We start from the raw sequence: 17,317 nt of genomic DNA, 5'->3' as shown, positions 1-17,317 counted from the left end.
AGTCATAAATAAAAATTGCAATTTTTATTACTACATTATTAACAGTAATCATTCTTAAAATATTATTTTAATTAAGTGAGTTATACAACAACCAGTGTACGTGTAGTAAACTAATTTACATATTATTATTTGTTTCTATAAGTAGTAGATATCCTAAATTATTAAGTAATGAAAATTGTTCCCTGACGATGGAAATTGTTGGGAACTCATAGTAAAAAAGTGTAGTCGATGCAAACAAGCCAAATATGATACCAATTCAGAAAAATTAGGTTTTTGGTATCACCACAGATAAATGGAACTCTGAAATTAAATTGACAGTCTTCTGCGGAGACAGCAGATATGAGACTAGAAGTTAAATTCATAGTCTTTAATTACTGTTTTTAGATTTGAAGATGATGTCTGATAAGTATTGTTTGAATTGCAATACAGTTATTTATGCTGCTCATAAATAGTAGTTTATGAGTACTCGCAAAAGTATTTTTGTAAATACTTTTTGGTAATTTTTGGTGGCAATTTTTTCAGAATTTGCCATAAATTTTGTATTGCTATATTTCAGAAAATAAAGATAATAATTGCAGATTTTATTAGAAATATTTTCCGAAATATGCAATTCCAAATCTGGATCTAAGTAATGTCTAATCACTCAATTTAGGTGAGTTATGAACAATCAAAATATCAGGAAAACATCTATCAACTTTGTGAAAGCTTTTTTTGCAGGTGCAGTACTAATTACAGCTTCTGTTGGCCCTGCTTTGGCTGCTGACAAAGTTGAGATTCTGGGTGCAGGATATGGTGGTAACGGTTGTCCTGAAGGTTCTGCTAGTGTCAACGTGAGTCCTGATGGTCAAGAGTTAAGTATTCTCTTTGATCAGTTTATTGCTTTAGGAAATAAATCATCAGAAAGGCGTAAAAGTTGTAACTTGAGCATTCCCATTAAAGTGCCTCAAGGATTCCAAATTTCTCTTTATGATGCTGATTACCGTGGCTATGTCGCTCCTAGCACAACTGGGAGACTTAGAGCCGAATACTTTTTTGCTGGTCAACGTGGCCCTGTTTTCTCTCGGACATTTCGTGGCGAAACTGACTACAACGTTCGAGATCAGTTAGTGACTGTTGCTGATGTGTGGTCAAGCTGTGGCGATAGTGTAAATATGCGTGTCAATGCAGCTATGACTGCGAATGGAGCAGGTATGGCAACTGTTGACTCCTTTGACCTAGCTCACCGCGGGTTAGTGTATCACATCAAATATCGCCGATGTCGTTAGATGACTGGAAAACGAGGAGCTAATCAACTTTAAACTTCAATAGTACTGATTAAAACTGCGATCGCACTCTTAGAGGATGTTTTCAAAATCCTCTGAACTGTAGCAAAAAGTTTTAGCTCCTCTTTCACTCCCACACCCAGTCTCAACAGACAATCCTTGTGCGTAAGTTCTGAGTATAAAAGCGTCAAGACTAACAAATTGCTAGTCTTGACGCTTTCGATTTTGTAGTTTTTCTTAAATCCAGGGTCTTTATGCTTTATTTGACCCTATCTATATATTATGTGTTTATCTTCAGGGTCTTTATATTGGCTGACCCCGTTTGAACAATTTCTAGTTTCTCAAAAATTTTGAGTTTTTCTAATTTCCTCATATTTTTTTTATATTTTCTTTCTTTGTATTGCATATTATCTCGAAAGGTTAAGAAATTTTAAAGATGTATAGATATGTAAACTGAATACGATTTAGTTAACGTTGTTGGTTCCGAGAGACACAACACTGCAAATGGGGTTGCTTCCAGATTTAAATTAATTGTTAGTATATACTAATGGTAAAGTTGCAAAAAACCTTATCTCATAGGGATTGAAACGCTTAAAACTTAACTAATCCCTATTAGTGATTGAGTCTGTATGTTAAAAACCACAAACCTGAAAAATATCTCTAAAAAAATAGCGCTAGGCAGAAATCGTGCTTCTTTCAAGGAAAATGAGGCAATGAGAGCTATTGCATATAGTATGGATTTACTACTACCTGGTTTGTATATATGGATACTTGGTTTTAGTTTCCGCATTGGTGGGAGTATCCCCGATGATATTCCGTATAAATATCCTGGTGAAATTCATAGTTGCACTGGAATTGCTTTAGTATTACCAGGATATAGAATTTTTACGACTTACCAGGGTAGTTATGACCCTAAACAAACACCAAATACAGGGGCTAACAGCTTTTAATTGCGCGGTTCTCGACTCAAATACTTTTGAAACCTTAATGACTCAGGCGGGATATTCAATTTCAGGTAGCGCACCTGCACAGTCTAATAGAATCAAAGTATGGTGGATTCATAACGAATATCCAAGAGTCGAGTCTGTATATAGTACCGACAAGAAGATAGTGATTACTGCGTATCATGTTAACTGATATTCCTTGTTGTTGTTAAACTATTTAGGTAGTTGATTACGTTTTTCCCAGCGCCACAAAAAAGCCATCAAAGCTACTATTCCTAGTTGCAATGCCAAATTAGGTAAAGCGCTGTCAAGTTCTCTACCAGCAAGGACGCGAAAAAAGAAGACAAATGCGCCAATAAAACCAGAAGCACCCACACCAATGTAGATAAATTGCCGGAAGCCGCGATAAGGAGTTGCTGCTTCTGCTTTTAAACGGGCATATTGTTCTGGATTAAGGCGGGTTTTGGGATTTGGTTCTACCATCTGTAAATAATGCTATAATTTCTATTCGTGTATGCCGATGTGGCTCAGTGGTAGAGCAGCTGATTCGTAATCAGCAGGCCACGGGTTCAAATCCCGTCATCGGCTTTTATTCTGTGAGAGTTTCACAAAAGCCTTTTAATAGATTAATACAGTTAGCGATCGCACCTAGATGAGCAATTTCATAACCGTGGGTGTTTTGTGTGGGAAATGCTAAACAAGCAGCACGACCGACATGACCAAATTTCATCGCAATTGAGGCATCACTACCAAAACCGCTGATAATGGCTAATTGTACAGATATATCTAATTGCTTGGCAGAACGGCACAATTGCAGATTCAAGTTTTCATCATATATGCCATAGGCATCTTGAGACAGCAGTACCGGATTTTCCCCGTCTTTAATGGGATATTCCGGTGATAAGGGGCAAATTTCTAAAGCAATCAAAGCATCTAACTGCTGATTTTGGGTAAAAAATAACGCCCCAATTGCGCCGACTTCTTCTTTGGCTGAGGCGACTAAATACACATCACAAACTGGCTGCTTCAGTGTTTGGGCTAAAGCTAAAAGAATCGCCACCGAAGCTTTATTATCTAAGGTATAACTGGCAATGTGATCATTTAACCGAATGGGATGTTTGCGATGCTTGCCAACTACCATTCTGGTTCCTGGTCGAATACCTGCGGCTTCTAATTCAGCAGTGGTGCATTTGGTTTCAATCCAGGCATTTTCCCATTTTACAGGTGTATCTTCTTGTTGGACTTTTTGCGGTGATTCGTGAGATACATGGCGAGAACCAAAGCTGAGAATACCAGAGATGGTTTCATTATCACCAAGTAAATCAACAACACCTTCACCGTAAACCCAAGGATAAGCACCGCCAAGTTTGCGAACTTCTACTCGACCTGCATCACCGATGGTTTTGACAATTGCGCCAATTTCATCTTTGTGAGCCGTAATTGCGATCACTCTATTAGGGTCTTTTCCAGGAATTTTAGCAATAATATTGTCAGCGCGATCGCTCCAAACTTCTACTCCCAACTCGGCAAATTTCTGAAGCAAAAATTGGTTAATCTCCGTCTCTGCACCGCTAGGGGAATGGTGCATGACTAGTTCTTCAATAATCTTAAATAGCTGTTCGTAATCCCACATTCGATTTTAGATTTTAAATTTATATATATTCCATAGATAAATTCCGAGGCTACCCTAGGGGTAATTTAGATGCACAGACATTTTTAAATTGTGGATTGTGGATGTTGAATTTACTATCCAAAACCTAAAATTATTCTGTTTCCTGCCTTATCCTAACGATAAATATTCATGCTGACTTAATTATGCAAGCAATATCTGTACAGAAGCCCAACGCACCCCAACTACCTACATTTACTTCTATTGAAGAGGAACGCCTACACCGCAAACAGCGATTAGCCGCAGCATTACGCCTATTTTCCCGCTATGGTTTTGATGAGGGAATAGCAGGTCATATCACAGCACGCGACCCAGAAACACCCGAACACTTTTGGGTGAACCCTTTTGGAATGCACTTTGGTTTAATTCGCGTCAGTGACTTAATTTTAGTTAACCAAGAAGGTGAGGTTATTATAGGCGATCGCCCAGTTAATCGGGCTGCTTTTGCCATACATTCCCAAATTCATGCAGCTAGACCTGATGCTGTAGCGGCTGCTCATGCTCATTCTATTTATGGTAAAAGTTGGTCGAGTCTTGGTCGTTTGCTTGACCCCCTCACCCAAGATGCTTGCAGTTTTTACCAAGACCACAGCTTATTTGATGACTATACAGGTGTCGTGCTTGACCCGCAAGAAGGCCAGCGGATAGCCCAAACCCTCGGCAAACACAAAGCCATTATCCTGAAGAACCACGGTTTACTTACTGTTGGTCATACAGTTGATGAAGCTGCTTGGTGGTTCATCACAATGGAGCGCTCTTGTCAAGCACAGTTATTGGCTGAGGCCGCTGGCAAACCTAGCCCCATTAAACATGAGTATGCGGAGATAGCGCACTCTCAAGTTGGTTCACACAATTTAGGTTGGTTTAGCTTTCAACCTTTATACGAGATGATTGTGCGGCAAGAACCCGATTTTTTGGATTGAATGCTGACTTTTGATGTTGGCGTTTGAGCATTCCAATTGTACCCACTGCACCAAGCGCCAACAATCCTAAAGACACAGAAGGTTCGGGAACTTCTTTTGCTTGGATTGCGGCAAGTGCAGTCTCTGCAATAAATCTATGAGCAGTAGTAGTAGGGTGAAAATTATCCCAAAATAAAAACTGATTTTGGTTGTTTAGACAATCCACCGTTGATAGACAAGCTTCCGTAACATTATTTAAACCGAATTCTGATGGGGAGGCGATCGCCCGATTAAACAGGGAATTTACATCTACAGGAATAATATTCAAATTGAGATTTTGGTTTAAAGCAGCGACAGTTGTTTGTAAGCCAAAATTAAAATTATTGGTTGATTGAGTAAGAGTTGCCGGATCTCGATTGTCTGCTGTCGATCCTGGAAGCTTCCCTAAATCTGGCAAGTTAAACACCAAAATATTTCTTGCACCCACACTAGCTAGAGTAGTTAATGCCAAGCCGATATTATTTACTGGTGTTGTTAAGTCTTGGGGATTGGGGAATAAAAAGTCATTCGCTCCACCCCACACAACATATAGCGCATTTGGATCAGCAGTCTGGTTATTAGCCAAGAGAGGTTGGGCAAACAAACCTACTTGTTCTAACACTCCTGGTAATGGTGCATCACGTACAACCGCATTACCCACACCAGAAGCAGCACCGCCAAAGGCAAAGTTAATACCTTGGGTGGGAATAGTAGTATTTAATTTGGTGGCTAAAGTCGGCTGTAAGCCTAATTGATTGCCAAAATAGTCAACCCACAATGGGCCGTTAGATAAACTTCTATTGGGGTAAGGTGGATTTGCTGGAAAGACACCACCCGTAGCATTGAAAACATTACCTGTATCAGATAAGCTGTCGCCAAATACATACAGCTGGCTAAAATTTGCAGCCGAAGCTTTCTGAGGCAACATGAAGGATAAAAACACAAAGCCTGCGGCTACCAGTCGTTTTTTCATGCTTTTGATATATTAATTGCTGCGTATCTAATTAAGAGATTAGTAAATGTACTGACTGTATTTTGAGGGTATGGCAAAACCCCATAGCTAGAATTCGAGATTTATGTAATCTTACTGAATAAATTTTGTCAGATTCAACAAGAACTGAATATATTTACTTAATATTTATGATTTACCAAGGTTATACCAAGAACAAGTAAGATTAGGTGGGCGATCGCTTTAACTTCAAAGCATCACTCGCTGATACCCCATCACCTACAGTGCCAAAATACCACAAAACTGCCGCCGCCTCGGCACGGGTCACAGGTTTTTTCGGTTGAAACAACGTCGTATAGCCAAACACCCGCCGAATATTTGATTGTTCAGCACTGGGGAAATCAGCCAAAATTGCCCGTAATGCCTTCGGGTCGATTTTCCCGACATCTTGAAAACCCCAAGTTTGTTTAACTGCATCCAAAGTGGCAGTAGACAAAGCTTGGCGAGTATCTAACGGCACTTTCCACAAAATCAATTGTTCCCGTGTTAAAGGCGCGTCTGGGCGAAATAAAACTGTGGTTGAGTCTCCCGACAAGGGACTGGGAATCAAGCCAGCCTCAGCTAGTCCCTGAATTGTAGGAAAATCTGCATCTGTTTTTGCTACATCACTAAAAGCAGGCTGCGTAGTTTCCGCAGCTAAACGTATCTGCTTGGCAGAATTGTTCGGATACATCGCATTGTTAGCAGCAACTAACCAACGCGCATACATTCGGCGGGTGATGATTTTCCCCGGTTCAAATAAGTTTGTATTGCTGGAATTAGCCTTATTTGCTGAAGATTCAACCGACAACACACCCAATGCAGCTAAGTCTTGGATATGTTGGCGTAATTCTTGTGGCGCTTTGTTGAGGTCAGAAAATTCTTCAGATGTAGTTGTAGTTGCAGTGGTAGTTGAATTATTAGGCGTAGTGCTTGGTTGAGTAGTTGCAGTGTTAGGTGCTACTGGGCCAATAAACTGCGGATCACCAGGTTGCGGAGTATTATTAGTTGTTGGTGTAGATTGCGCCGTCTCAGAACTATTAGGCGCATAATCAATTACTAAACTAGTAGCTGTTTGTGGCTGATTAGGTGCAGCATTCGTCACTGATTGAGCTTGAATGGATACTTTGACGAGCAAATTATTGCGTCGTGCTTCAAAAGTACCAATATCATCAGCTGGTTGTTGGAGAATTTGCCAGTTATTATCTTGCAACTGGCTGCGATAAAAGCTGGTAATAAAATTGCTGGGATCGGAACTCAACCAGCGAGTTGATACTTGATTATTTGAACCACTCGCAGGCGTAACTTCCTGAAGTTTGGCATTGGAATATAACGGGATTTCTTTGGGAAAATCCGCAGGAAGCTGGACTGTTGCTTCGTTTTGTGCTGATTGTGGTTCGCCTTTATTAGTTTCCCCAAAGACAACTGGGTTGTTTTGCAGTCGAGGATCAGCCGCCAAAGATTCTTCCAAGTTTTTGGCGGTTGGATTGTTACTACAGGCTGTTAAGGAAGTAAGTAAAACAGCCAAACTTAATAAGGCGGCTGGACGTTTGCAGAGAAGCACAAGCAGGAATTGATAAATTACGTGTCCATTTCTACCCTAGCGCAGACTGGCAAAACTTTACCGAACATTGCATTGCGATCGCTCATATCAACCTCATCATCAAAAGTGCGATCGCCGCAGATCGACAAAAATTTTTGTAATTTTGCTTCCATAAACTAAAAAAGAAGCATTACTATAATGCTTCCCTGGAAACTGGTCATTTGGGCTAAGTAACCCAGATTAATCTGATTTTTTTAGTAAGCCAAAGTTTCTAAAGTTTCTCTTAAATACTTTTGTACTTGTTGATCCAGGCGCAGACCTTGTAATTGGGCATCACGTTCTAGTTGCCAACTTTGGAAACCGGAACTGGAAGCGATCGCACATTTAAGGCTGTACCAAATTTCGGTATCAGCGGGATATTGGTAATTACTAGCAGCAGGAGTTGCAGTCATAGTCCCTTATTCCTCAACTTTAACAGTTATGGCGGTTTTCGTTTTGAGCGAATACAAACCTGCCCTTGTGAGACAGTGTATACTCTGCGAAATATTTATTAGGTTCTAATGTTTAGGGCTGCTGCGAGTTTCTATTGATCCCGATTAAGGATTGAAACAACCTGGGTAAAATTTGATTAACTTGCACCCCTAAAATAGTGAAATCATGCTTGATATTATCTAAAGATAACGGTTCTAGGGCAGCAAATTCTGTGTCATTAGTCACTAAAATTCTTGCCACACTCACGGGAACTTGTAAAAATAAGTTACTTGCTAAAAAAGCTAAAGCAGCCAATACTAAGCCTAAGCCACGCCACTGCGGCAAAAAGCTGACTAAATGTTGCACTTGGGGAACAACCTTGTAAAGCTGCCACAGCACCACAGTTAATATTATTGCTGTGACTAAGGAAAGTACCCGGTTTAACTTAGTATTAATTAAACAAAGTATCTTACGCTGTTGCTCGGTCAAATTTTCGGGTTTGAGCGCTATGCCTAAAAGAGAATATATATAAAATGGGCGACGTAGCTGCATCCATAACAGTGGGGTAACGCCTATAGTGGCTACTAATAATAACTCTCCCCACACTGGTAAGAGTGGCTCACCTATAGCTAAGAATAATAGGCACAACACCAAAAAAATTGGCAGTGCTGCTAATCCAGCAATGTGAATCCACAATATAGGTTCAGAGCGAAACGAGGACATATTAAAAGTGCTAAGTGCTGAAGTAAATCAGTCAACAGTGAACAGTTATGAAAAGTATTTAAACTGATAACTGATAACTGTTAAAAGTGCTGAGTGCTGAGTTTAAATTTTCAGTTTTGAGTGTGGAACTAACTTATTTTCAGTTCAACACACTTAAACGTTGACTTGAACTCAGCACTTAGTGTTGACCACTATCTTGTCAATGTGAGAGTACGGCGTTTCGTAACCATCTGGTAGGCTTCAATAATGTCGCCTTCAACCCAGTCATGGAATTTGTCTACGTTAATACCGCATTCATAACCAGCATTGACTTCACGAGCATCTTCTTTGATCCGTTTGAGGGAGTCAAGAACACCTTCGTAAACAATTTTTCCGCCACGACGTACACGCAGTTTGCAGTTACGTACCAGCTTGCCAGATTGGACATAACAACCAGCAACGGCTCCTTTACCAACTGGGAAGACAGCACGGACTTCGCACTGACCAAGAGGTTCTTCAACCAACTCTGGTTCCAACAGACCTTCCAAGGCTCCTTGGATATCTTCGAGGAGTTTATAGATAATGTTATACTCCCGGACATCTACACCTGCTTCATCAGCGGCTTGTCTTGCGCCACTGGCGTAGGTGGTGTTAAAGCCAATAATGACTGCGCCACTGGCAGCAGCTAAGTCAATATCTGTTTGGGTAATTTCTCCAGCCGATGCTAACAGCATCCGGATTTGCACTTCGTTTTGGGGGATTTGCTTGAGCGAACCAACGATCGCTTCGACAGAACCTTGCACGTCGCCTTTCAAGATTAAGTTGAGTTCTTTCAACTCGCCTTCTTGTGCTTGAGCCGACAACGTTGTGAGTGTGACACGTCCCTGTAACAGTCGTGACAAGCGTTGTTTGTCGGCGCGATCGCCTGCAATACTCCGAGCTTCTTTTTCGTTCTCAAAGACCTCGAAGTCATCCCCGGCTGCGGGTACATCACTTAATCCTAGTACCTCAACGGCAAAGGAAGGTGAAGCTGCATCAACTCTGCGGCCACGGTCGTCAACCATTGCCCGAACTTTACCAAAGGCTGAACCAGCAACGAGCATATCTCCGACGTGCAGAGTTCCGTTCTGAATTAACAAGGTAGCAACTGCTCCCTTCGCTTTATCCAGGTGGGCTTCAATTACGGTTCCTTTCGCTAGGCGATCGGGGTTGGCAGATAGTTCGCCAACTTCTGCGACTAACAGAATCATTTCCAGAAGCGTATCAAGGTTTTCACCCTTAATTGCACTGACTGGAACCATGATGGTTTCACCACCCCATTCTTCTGGAGTTAAACCATAATGGGTGAGTTCTTGTTTAACTCTGTCTGGTTGTGCGCCTTCTTTGTCAATTTTGTTAATGGCGACGACAATTGGCACTTCTGCTGCTTGTGCGTGGCTGATGGCTTCCACTGTTTGGGGACGCACACCATCATCTGCTGCAACTACCAAAATGGCGATGTCTGTCACCCTAGCACCCCGCGCCCGCATGGCGGTAAAGGCTTCGTGACCAGGGGTATCTAAAAATACGATCTGATGGAGCTTACTGTCATGTTCGATGTCCACATGGTATGCACCGATGTGTTGGGTAATACCACCAGCTTCTCCTGCCGCGACTTTGGTTTTGCGAATCGAGTCAAGTAGGGTAGTTTTACCGTGGTCTACGTGACCCATAATGGTCACCACAGGCGGACGACGAATAAGATGTTCTAAATCGGCCACGTCGATCATTTCTGTGATCTTACGTGCTTCTGCCTCTGGTTCGGCGGTTTCAACTTCTACTTCTAGCTCTTTACCCACCAAGGTAATGGTTGGGATATCTAGATTTTGAGTAATGCTTACCGCCATACCTTTGAGGAACAGGATTTTTACAATCTCTGTATCCGCAACTGCTAATTCGTTGGCGAGTTCTTGCACTGTCAGCGGGCCTGTCACCACGATTTTTTCTGGACGATCGCGTTTTGGCTCTGCTTCTTGACGACGGTTTTGCTCACCACGGTTAGAATGACTGGCTTTTTTATTCGCTCTAGAAGTTGGAGCTGCGATCGCCGCTGCCATTACAGGTTGTGCAGGTCGCGCTGCTTTTGGTTTCGGTGGACGAGCGATAGAAAGACTGGCCTGGATAGTAGTTGGGATATCTAGACCTTCTTCATCTAGAAGATCATCATCTTCAAAGTCATCATCCAGGATTGGTTTGACCCGCTTACCTTTGGGGCCTCCCTTGCCTGCTTTCTCTTTAACTTCGTCAATTATTTCCTCTTCTTGCCATTTTTTCCCACCTTTGGCTAGACGCGGCGGTGTTGGCCGTTTCAGGTCTAATAAATCTGGAACTACAGCATCATCATCGACTCCGATTTTTGCTGTTGCTCCGGCTGCTGGTCTGCTAGGCGGGGTAGCAAGTGGGGCTGCTGTTGGTTCTGTGGAACGTACTGGTCTTTGAGGACGCGGCCCATCTGATCCTGCCCCTGGGGGTCGGTTTGTCCGCTGTTCTGGTTTGACAGGCCCAGGGGTCGGACGACTTTGTTTGGGCGCTGGCGCTTGTCCTGCTTCTGTTGGAGCCTGAGAAGGTTTACCAGCCTTAGTCGGTTTCACCTGGTCGCGATCGCGCTTGAGGATCGGTTTGTCTGCTGAACTTGACAGACCACTAATAGAAGCTTGTTCTGCCTCTGGTCTGGCAGGTGGTGCAGATAGTTGCGGTTTTTGCGGTTTTTCTGGCCTTTGCTTGTGCGAAGGCGCTTTTTCTGGCTTTTCCGCTGCTATATTTTCTGATACTTGCGTATTCGGTTTTGGGGTTGCGTCTGTGACAGCAGGTGCTTGTGAGTTCTCAGACTGATTCCGGGGTACAGGTCGGGTTGGTGCCGTCGGCTTCATGGATGAGACTGGTGTAGCGAAGGGCCGTGGAGGTGCTGGAGAATTGACTTCAGAAGAAGCAAATTGAGTATTAGTAGCAACTGATGCCTCTGGGGCATTGGTGTTAGGATTTCTCAATATTTTGGGTTTACGAATTTCCAAAATTTGTTGTTTGTGTGGTGGTGCAGGTCGGCTATGAGAGCCAGTTTGGTGCGAATTTGGTTTGTTGGTGGTTGTTCCTAGTTCTCTTTTAGGTGTTCCATTCGTTACTGCCAATTTTTCGGCAGCCGTCCGGATATGTTCTGCCTCTGATTCTGAAATAGTGCTGCTATGGCTTTTGACCGCAATATTGAGCTGGTCGCAAATTGCTAATAGCTCTTTGTTATCCAAATTCAATTCCTTTGATAATTCATAGATTCTAACTTTGCCGTTGTTCATCCACTCTTCCCCTTTAATTTACAGTTTTTTGGCGGATGGTTGCCTGGGTGTGCGACATCTCCATCCTTAGATCACTGTTTTTCGGTTGCCCTTGGTAATTTTGCCGGTGCCTCCAATCAGGAAAGAGAGATGTTTCGGGTTAACGTTGGCATCTACGCCAAAAATGGCGGTTGATTGGCTCCCATAAAAAGTTTTTATGAGAACTTTTGATGCCGAACTGCGCCTGAGCGCTACCAGGTTGCCATTCTGTAGTTTTTTGTTTTGCTGATTCTGAGTCTTCCACAACACAATCGAGTAAAACTTTGTGGGAGTATTGCTTCGTTCTTTTTTAAATTAAAGAGCCGCTTGCAGACTACACCCATTTACTATTTTGGCACTAACCCCAACAATTGCAGAGGGTGTATCTTCGGCACGAGTAGTTCGGCTTTCGTTACAATCCTCTGGGGATTACCACCACCAAGTTTTTCAACCTGATATTTAATTTTGGTGATGACTTGGAGCTAGACGTTGCCACAATGTTTGATACAGTGTTTCTGGCACTGATGCTTGTAGCGATCGCCCTAATCTATTCTTTTTGTTTGCCGCTTGCAAACAACTTGCTTGCGGACAAATATAGGCAGAACGCCCCATGCCCTGATCTAATTGTACCTTTCCCGATGGAAAGACGCGGACAATCCGCCAAAAGTCTTGCTTTAAGCCGACTTTGCGGCAACTAATACAACGCCGATAATTCGGTTTCATCAGTTTTTTATAGGCATGAAGTCAAATAATTTTTGATTTTTGATTTACCCCATTGAGAAATTTTGAATTTTTTATTGATTTCATCAGAAAATGATCGGTCAGCAGTTTTATAGGAAAGTCCAGCTAGTATAGCTAACTTTTGACTTGTATCTCATTTTTTCTCAAGTAATTATTAAACTTTGACTGAGGTAAATATTAGCAGAACTGTTCCAGGCTCATAAATTACTCTTCGTCACCTGGATCAAAAGAGTCATCGTCTAATTCTTGTTGGTTTTGCTCATCAAATTCCTCTAATTCCATATCATCATCTTCTAGTTCCATGTCATCTTCCTCTAGTTCCATCTGTTCTTGTTCTAATTGAGCTTGAGCGCGAGCAGCTGCAAACCTTGTATCTTCGCCTGCATAGTCATACTTGGCTTTATCTTTAATATCAATTTTCCAACCAGTGAGGCGGGCTGCTAGACGCACGTTTTGTCCTTCTTTGCCAATTGCTAAACTCAGTTGGTCTTCGGCTACTAATACGTGAGTTTGCCGCGTTTCTGGATCCATCAGCCGGACTTCATCGACTCTCGCTGGACTCAAGGCGTTGGCGATATATGTAGCTGGGTCTGGAGACCAACGAATTACGTCAATTTTTTCACCACGTAGTTCATTCACTACTACTTGGATTCTTGATCCTCGTGCGCCAATACAAGCACCTACAGGGTCAACATCTCGATCTAAGGTATCTACAGCGATTTTAGTCCGGGGGCCGACGTATCGAGATGGGGGATTCGCTTCTCGCGCTACAGCGACTATCCGCACCACTTCATCTTCGATTTCTGGGACTTCGTTGGCAAACAAATAAACTACTAACCCGGCATCAGCACGGGATACTAACAGTTGCGGCCCCCTTTGTTGACCTTGAGAAACTTTCTTCAGGTATACCTTAAAGGTGGCATTAGCTCGATAATTATCGTTTGGTAGCTGTTCTCGCTTGGGTAATTCAGCTTCGACTTCTGGCTGACCAAAGGTACTGCTAACAGCCAAAATTACCGATTGTCTCTCAAATCGCAGAACTCTGGCTTGCAGTACAGTTCCTTCTAAATCTTGGAACTCTTCCTGCACCATCTGGCGTTGTTGATCCCGTAATTTTTGCGCCAGGACTTGCTTGGTTTGCATGGCGGCCATGCGACCGAATTCTCCTTGGTCGGGTGTGACATCCAAGACGACAGAATCGCCTAATTGAGCTTCTGGGGCGACTTGTTGCACTTCGTCTAAAGAAATTTGATGGTCGGTGTTACTAACTTCTTCAACGATGGTTTTTGTGGAGAGAACGCGAAATCCTTCGTCATCAATATCGAGTTCTACTTCAAAATTATCAAAATAATCTTCATCAAATTGCTTGCGTTCTAAATTTTGAGCGCGACGATAACGTTCATAACCTTTCAGCAGTGCTTCTCTAATCGCCGCTTGAACTGCTAAACGAGGTAAGTTTCGCTCACGACTAATACTTTCAATTAATTCTTTTAATCCTGGTAGACTAACCATTGACATAAGCAATCTCCTTTAAAAATTAAGGAATAAGGAGTAGGAAGTAGGAAAAAGCATTAGTAATTAGGGATTAGAGAAAAGATTAACTCTACTCCCTAGTCCCTAGCCTCTAATCTCTAAACCCTAATCCCTCGTTTACCGACGTTCGTCTAGTTGCACCCTAGTAATGAGAGAACGGGGAATCTCTACTACCCGACCTTTTTGATTTAAATAAATGTTGGTTTCATCCCGGCGAATCAACTGACCATTCCACTCTGGTTGTCCGTCGTGGGGTGGCGAAGTGGTGACAATCACAGGAAATCCTTTGAAGGAAATAAATTCTCTATCTGTCACCAATTGCCGCGAAATACCTGGACTAGACACTTCCAAGACATAAGCATCTGGAATGATCTCCGCCGCATCTAAGCAGGGTTCTAAAGCGCGGCTCATCCTTTCGCAATCCTCCAAACCAGTATCTTGCTGGGGATTGCGAATGTCTATCCGCAATACGGGTGGACGTTGGTTAGTGTGAAAAACTGCGCCAACGACTTCTAATCCCAGTTCTGTTGCTACTGGTGCTGCCAAATCTATAATTTGTGGGACTAACGGATGAGTCATGCGAAATTTCAATAAAAAAAGTGGGCTTCGACCCACTTCCTGCGATAGGGATATCTTCCAAGAAGTCTTGTAACGAACTGATGATAGTTCGCCCTAAATTGAGTGTAGCGCATTTCTCTAAGAGTCAATAGTTAAATGGTCAAAAGGCAGGAGGCAGGAGGCAGAAGAATAAAAGTTCATACTTCAGACTTTTTTGTCTCTGATTTCGACGATCGCAGAACTTTGCTCTACTATTGGCTGAATGTATGGTTGTGTTCTTAGCTGTCTGGTTTGCTCGACGATTGTCTCTATATCTTCTTGGGAGAGGCGCTGTACGTAGTTGAGCTTGACTTCTTCTAAGAAATCAAATAATAAGCTTTGAATTTCGGCAGTTACTTGTTTTTGCTGTACTTCTGTGCCTAAAGCGGTGGTAAAACTTTGTATAAGTTGATTTGTGAGTTTTGCACCTTCAGGGTCTTGAATAGCACTGACTAAAGCACCATACAAGCTGGTGGTAATTTGAGTGGCGAGTTGTTCGCTGAGTTGGGTTTGAGCTTGTCCGATGCCTGGGAAGGCTTGGAGGTTGCGGTACATGGGAACTTGATTTAATAAACCGTCGATGTTATGGCGCAAAATCGCGATTAAATCAGGCTGAATTTTGGGTAGAACTTGGTAGACAACGGTTTGTACTAAAATGCCGGCGATCGCTTCTATTTCATTTACATTATTAATATCTACATAAGGGCGTAAGTTCTCTTGTTGCGATATCCAGCGGGTGAAATCACCTTGTTTAATCGAGATTTGAATCTGGTTGATTACCCTAACGACGACAATTTCTGTGAGTTCTTCGGCAAAATTTGCGACAACTGTTTGATTAATTTGGTGCTGTAATGGCTGGAGATCTAATAGTTGGGATTGGTCAAGCCGGACGACTACAGGTATAACTCGCAACCAACGGCAAAATGGCATGAGCAAAAATAAGTCGTACCAGCGGTAAGATATGGCATTTAACCAGCGGTAACCGGGATGACGACGTTTGATATAAAAGATGCGTGCTAAAAACTCGATGGCAAATATCGTGACAAATGGTAGGTCTATGAGCCAAAAATCATCGAGATATTCGCTATTTTCCCCAATTTGGCGGTAGTAGTTGCTGGCGATTAATGGACTAATTTTTTGATTAAAAAAGGTAAATTCTTGATTCCAGCCTTTTTGGGAGAGATAAGCTTGGCTCCAGAAAGTAGCAAAGGACTGCTTGGCGGAATCATTGCCGATGCGATCGCGCATTCGGTTTTTAATTTTTTCTAAAGTACCACTTTTGCCAACTCCGGCAAAGGGGTTGCTATTAATCATCTCGGCACTCAGGCGGCTGAGTTCGTCTAGCTTCGCCTTCGCTTGTGGTGATGTTAAACCTGTCTGACTAACCTGTTCTTTGAGTGCATCTACTGCTTTTAAATAACTTTGGGTTTCTCTATGGGCAGCGATGCCTTTAATTGGATCATATATTTGCGTAATTTTAGGTAATCTCCGCAAGTAGAAATCACGCCATTGTATATAAGTCAAATCAAACACAACTAAGCCTAAGTTAACTGTGGCAAGCAGTGCCATCAATCTTTCAAACCAAAGATTTTTTTGTTTTGGCAATGTTTGATTAACCATTTTTTTGTTTTAGATTATACAAGTTTTAAGTATTTAGTTATAACCTAACCAGAGGGTTGAAAGAAGGAAATAGGAAATCTAAATACTTCTCAAGAAAGATTGCCAAAAATTTATATCAATATTAATTAATTTTAATTAATCACAAATGATTAAACATTGAGAAAAAAGTCTTTAACAAACGTAAAATGCACCTGTTAATCTCTAAATGATGCTAATTTAACTGCAAGGAGTTTGAGATATGTGGTGTGGGTTTAGTAAATCCAGCGCAATTATTGCTGCTACTTGCCTAGTAAGTACCAGTGTACTAATTTCTGACAGTACTTATGCTGCTCGTCAACGTAACTATAAGCCCCAAGAATTGCGTGCTGTGTTGCACGGGCTAGGTTACAAAGTTAAAGTCTCGAATACACCTCTAACAGATGAGGAAACGAAAAAGGCAATTCGTGATTTTCAGAAAGGCTACAAGCTTGGTGTTGACGGTATAGCAGGCCCCAAAACCCAAGATTTAGCGGCCGATATTGTGCAGATCCTGCAAGCTAATTTAAATGTCGTACTTAAACCAAATCCTTCTCTCCCTCGTGATCAGTTTTTTGGCCCGCGCACAGAACAATTAATTAAGGAATATCAGAAAAAAAATCAGCTTCAAGAAACGGGAATTGCTAATTTAGCACTCCGCCAGAAGCTAAATGCAGATGCGAAGGAAACTATAGGTACGCCTCAGTCTCCATCGTCACCCAAACCGACGGCGACACCAACGGCTAAACCGACAGCGACACCGACTGCTAAACCGACGGCGACACCAACTGCTAAACCGACTGCTAAACCGACAGCAACTCCAACAGCGTCACCAACGGCAACTTCAACAGCAACACCAACTACTACACCCTAAGTTGTAGCGGTAGTTTGATAGCTCAAGAAATGCTGATTGCTAAAGCTTTTTAGACCCAAAGTAGTTTCCTGTA

Annotated in this window: 17 protein-coding genes and 1 tRNA gene; 5 read left to right on the top strand and 13 right to left on the bottom strand. The window is 42.3% G+C overall.

What is annotated here, in order from left to right; translation table 11 throughout:
- The first annotated feature begins 659 nt into the window (after positions 1-659).
- Positions 660-1,265, top strand: a complete 606-nt coding sequence (locus AC504W_RS19595) for a DUF4360 domain-containing protein (protein WP_494873907.1) — start codon at positions 660-662, stop codon at positions 1,263-1,265.
- Between the two features lie 710 nt (positions 1,266-1,975).
- The gene (locus tag AC504W_RS19590) at positions 1,976-2,212 is read left to right on the top strand and encodes a hypothetical protein (RefSeq protein ID WP_494873906.1); all 237 of its coding nucleotides are present in this window, start codon (positions 1,976-1,978) and stop codon (positions 2,210-2,212) included.
- A gap of 207 nt (positions 2,213-2,419) precedes the next feature.
- Here AC504W_RS19590 and AC504W_RS19585 read toward each other — a convergent pair whose 3' ends face one another.
- On the bottom strand, positions 2,420-2,689 hold the full coding sequence (locus AC504W_RS19585; protein ID WP_494873905.1) for a DUF3493 domain-containing protein: 270 nt from the start codon (positions 2,687-2,689) through the stop codon (positions 2,420-2,422).
- Positions 2,690-2,722: 33 nt separating this feature from the next.
- Here AC504W_RS19585 and AC504W_RS19580 point away from each other — a divergent pair.
- Positions 2,723-2,794, top strand: a tRNA-Thr gene (locus AC504W_RS19580).
- Position 2,795: 1 nt separating this feature from the next.
- Here AC504W_RS19580 and AC504W_RS19575 read toward each other — a convergent pair.
- Positions 2,796-3,839, bottom strand: coding sequence for a M42 family metallopeptidase (locus tag AC504W_RS19575; RefSeq protein WP_494873904.1), 1,044 nt, complete (start codon positions 3,837-3,839; stop codon positions 2,796-2,798).
- Between the two features lie 182 nt (positions 3,840-4,021).
- Between AC504W_RS19575 and AC504W_RS19570 the strand changes: the two genes are divergently transcribed.
- On the top strand, positions 4,022-4,798 hold the full coding sequence (locus AC504W_RS19570; protein WP_494873903.1) for a class II aldolase/adducin family protein: 777 nt from the start codon (positions 4,022-4,024) through the stop codon (positions 4,796-4,798).
- Here AC504W_RS19570 and AC504W_RS19565 read toward each other — a convergent pair.
- From AC504W_RS19565 to AC504W_RS19515, 11 genes are all read right to left on the bottom strand, one after another.
- The gene (locus AC504W_RS19565; RefSeq protein ID WP_494873902.1) at positions 4,740-5,789 is read right to left on the bottom strand and encodes an SGNH/GDSL hydrolase family protein; all 1,050 of its coding nucleotides are present in this window, start codon (positions 5,787-5,789) and stop codon (positions 4,740-4,742) included. The two genes, AC504W_RS19570 and AC504W_RS19565, sit on opposite strands and share 59 nt — an antisense overlap.
- 202 nt (positions 5,790-5,991) lie before the next feature.
- Positions 5,992-7,368, bottom strand: a complete 1,377-nt coding sequence (locus AC504W_RS19560) for an S-layer homology domain-containing protein (protein WP_494873901.1) — start codon at positions 7,366-7,368, stop codon at positions 5,992-5,994.
- 17 nt (positions 7,369-7,385) lie between these two features.
- Positions 7,386-7,520 (bottom strand): hypothetical protein, encoded by a 135-nt coding sequence (locus tag AC504W_RS19555; RefSeq protein ID WP_494873900.1) that lies wholly within the window; start codon positions 7,518-7,520, stop codon positions 7,386-7,388.
- Positions 7,521-7,601: 81 nt separating this feature from the next.
- A complete protein-coding gene (locus AC504W_RS19550; RefSeq protein ID WP_494873899.1) occupies positions 7,602-7,799 on the bottom strand; it encodes a hypothetical protein in 198 nt (65 codons plus the stop codon).
- A gap of 112 nt (positions 7,800-7,911) precedes the next feature.
- Complete coding sequence (locus AC504W_RS19545) at positions 7,912-8,541, bottom strand: low-complexity tail membrane protein (RefSeq protein ID WP_096579100.1); 630 nt, start codon at positions 8,539-8,541, stop codon at positions 7,912-7,914.
- Positions 8,542-8,732: 191 nt separating this feature from the next.
- A complete protein-coding gene (gene infB / locus AC504W_RS19540; protein WP_494873898.1) occupies positions 8,733-11,846 on the bottom strand; it encodes a translation initiation factor IF-2 in 3,114 nt (1,037 codons plus the stop codon).
- 139 nt (positions 11,847-11,985) lie between these two features.
- Positions 11,986-12,129 (bottom strand): hypothetical protein, encoded by a 144-nt coding sequence (locus AC504W_RS19535; protein ID WP_494873897.1) that lies wholly within the window; start codon positions 12,127-12,129, stop codon positions 11,986-11,988.
- Positions 12,130-12,323: 194 nt separating this feature from the next.
- Positions 12,324-12,587 (bottom strand): YlxR family protein, encoded by a 264-nt coding sequence (locus AC504W_RS19530; RefSeq protein ID WP_494873896.1) that lies wholly within the window; start codon positions 12,585-12,587, stop codon positions 12,324-12,326.
- Positions 12,588-12,809: 222 nt separating this feature from the next.
- Positions 12,810-14,123, bottom strand: a complete 1,314-nt coding sequence (gene nusA, locus AC504W_RS19525) for a transcription termination factor NusA (RefSeq protein WP_494873895.1) — start codon at positions 14,121-14,123, stop codon at positions 12,810-12,812.
- A 132-nt stretch (positions 14,124-14,255) separates the two neighbouring features.
- Entirely contained in the window at positions 14,256-14,717 is a 462-nt protein-coding gene (gene rimP / locus AC504W_RS19520; protein WP_096585136.1) for a ribosome maturation factor RimP, read from the bottom strand.
- 183 nt (positions 14,718-14,900) lie between these two features.
- On the bottom strand, positions 14,901-16,355 hold the full coding sequence (locus tag AC504W_RS19515) for a hypothetical protein (protein WP_494873894.1): 1,455 nt from the start codon (positions 16,353-16,355) through the stop codon (positions 14,901-14,903).
- A gap of 238 nt (positions 16,356-16,593) precedes the next feature.
- On the opposite strand from AC504W_RS19515, the gene AC504W_RS19510 reads away from it, so the two are divergent.
- The gene (locus AC504W_RS19510; protein ID WP_494873893.1) at positions 16,594-17,244 is read left to right on the top strand and encodes a peptidoglycan-binding protein; all 651 of its coding nucleotides are present in this window, start codon (positions 16,594-16,596) and stop codon (positions 17,242-17,244) included.
- The last annotated feature ends 73 nt before the right edge of the window (positions 17,245-17,317 follow it).

It is taken from the genome of Nostoc sp. C96, assembly GCF_059384975.1.
This window is presented reverse-complemented; position numbering and strand designations above follow the sequence as displayed.

Coding starts and splice junctions, on each gene's coding strand:
- AC504W_RS19530 (WP_494873896.1), bottom strand. CDS start 12,587: ATGAAACCGAATTATCGGCGTTGTATTAGTTGCCGCAAAGTCGGCTTA.
- infB (WP_494873898.1), bottom strand. CDS start 11,846: ATGAACAACGGCAAAGTTAGAATCTATGAATTATCAAAGGAATTGAAT.
- rimP (WP_096585136.1), bottom strand. CDS start 14,717: ATGACTCATCCGTTAGTCCCACAAATTATAGATTTGGCAGCACCAGTA.
- AC504W_RS19510 (WP_494873893.1), top strand. CDS start 16,594: ATGTGGTGTGGGTTTAGTAAATCCAGCGCAATTATTGCTGCTACTTGC.
- AC504W_RS19550 (WP_494873899.1), bottom strand. CDS start 7,799: ATGACTGCAACTCCTGCTGCTAGTAATTACCAATATCCCGCTGATACC.
- AC504W_RS19575 (WP_494873904.1), bottom strand. CDS start 3,839: ATGTGGGATTACGAACAGCTATTTAAGATTATTGAAGAACTAGTCATG.
- AC504W_RS19545 (WP_096579100.1), bottom strand. CDS start 8,541: ATGTCCTCGTTTCGCTCTGAACCTATATTGTGGATTCACATTGCTGGA.
- AC504W_RS19590 (WP_494873906.1), top strand. CDS start 1,976: ATGAGAGCTATTGCATATAGTATGGATTTACTACTACCTGGTTTGTAT.
- AC504W_RS19565 (WP_494873902.1), bottom strand. CDS start 5,789: ATGAAAAAACGACTGGTAGCCGCAGGCTTTGTGTTTTTATCCTTCATG.
- AC504W_RS19515 (WP_494873894.1), bottom strand. CDS start 16,355: ATGGTTAATCAAACATTGCCAAAACAAAAAAATCTTTGGTTTGAAAGA.
- nusA (WP_494873895.1), bottom strand. CDS start 14,123: ATGTCAATGGTTAGTCTACCAGGATTAAAAGAATTAATTGAAAGTATT.
- AC504W_RS19595 (WP_494873907.1), top strand. CDS start 660: ATGAACAATCAAAATATCAGGAAAACATCTATCAACTTTGTGAAAGCT.
- AC504W_RS19585 (WP_494873905.1), bottom strand. CDS start 2,689: ATGGTAGAACCAAATCCCAAAACCCGCCTTAATCCAGAACAATATGCC.
- AC504W_RS19570 (WP_494873903.1), top strand. CDS start 4,022: ATGCAAGCAATATCTGTACAGAAGCCCAACGCACCCCAACTACCTACA.
- AC504W_RS19555 (WP_494873900.1), bottom strand. CDS start 7,520: ATGGAAGCAAAATTACAAAAATTTTTGTCGATCTGCGGCGATCGCACT.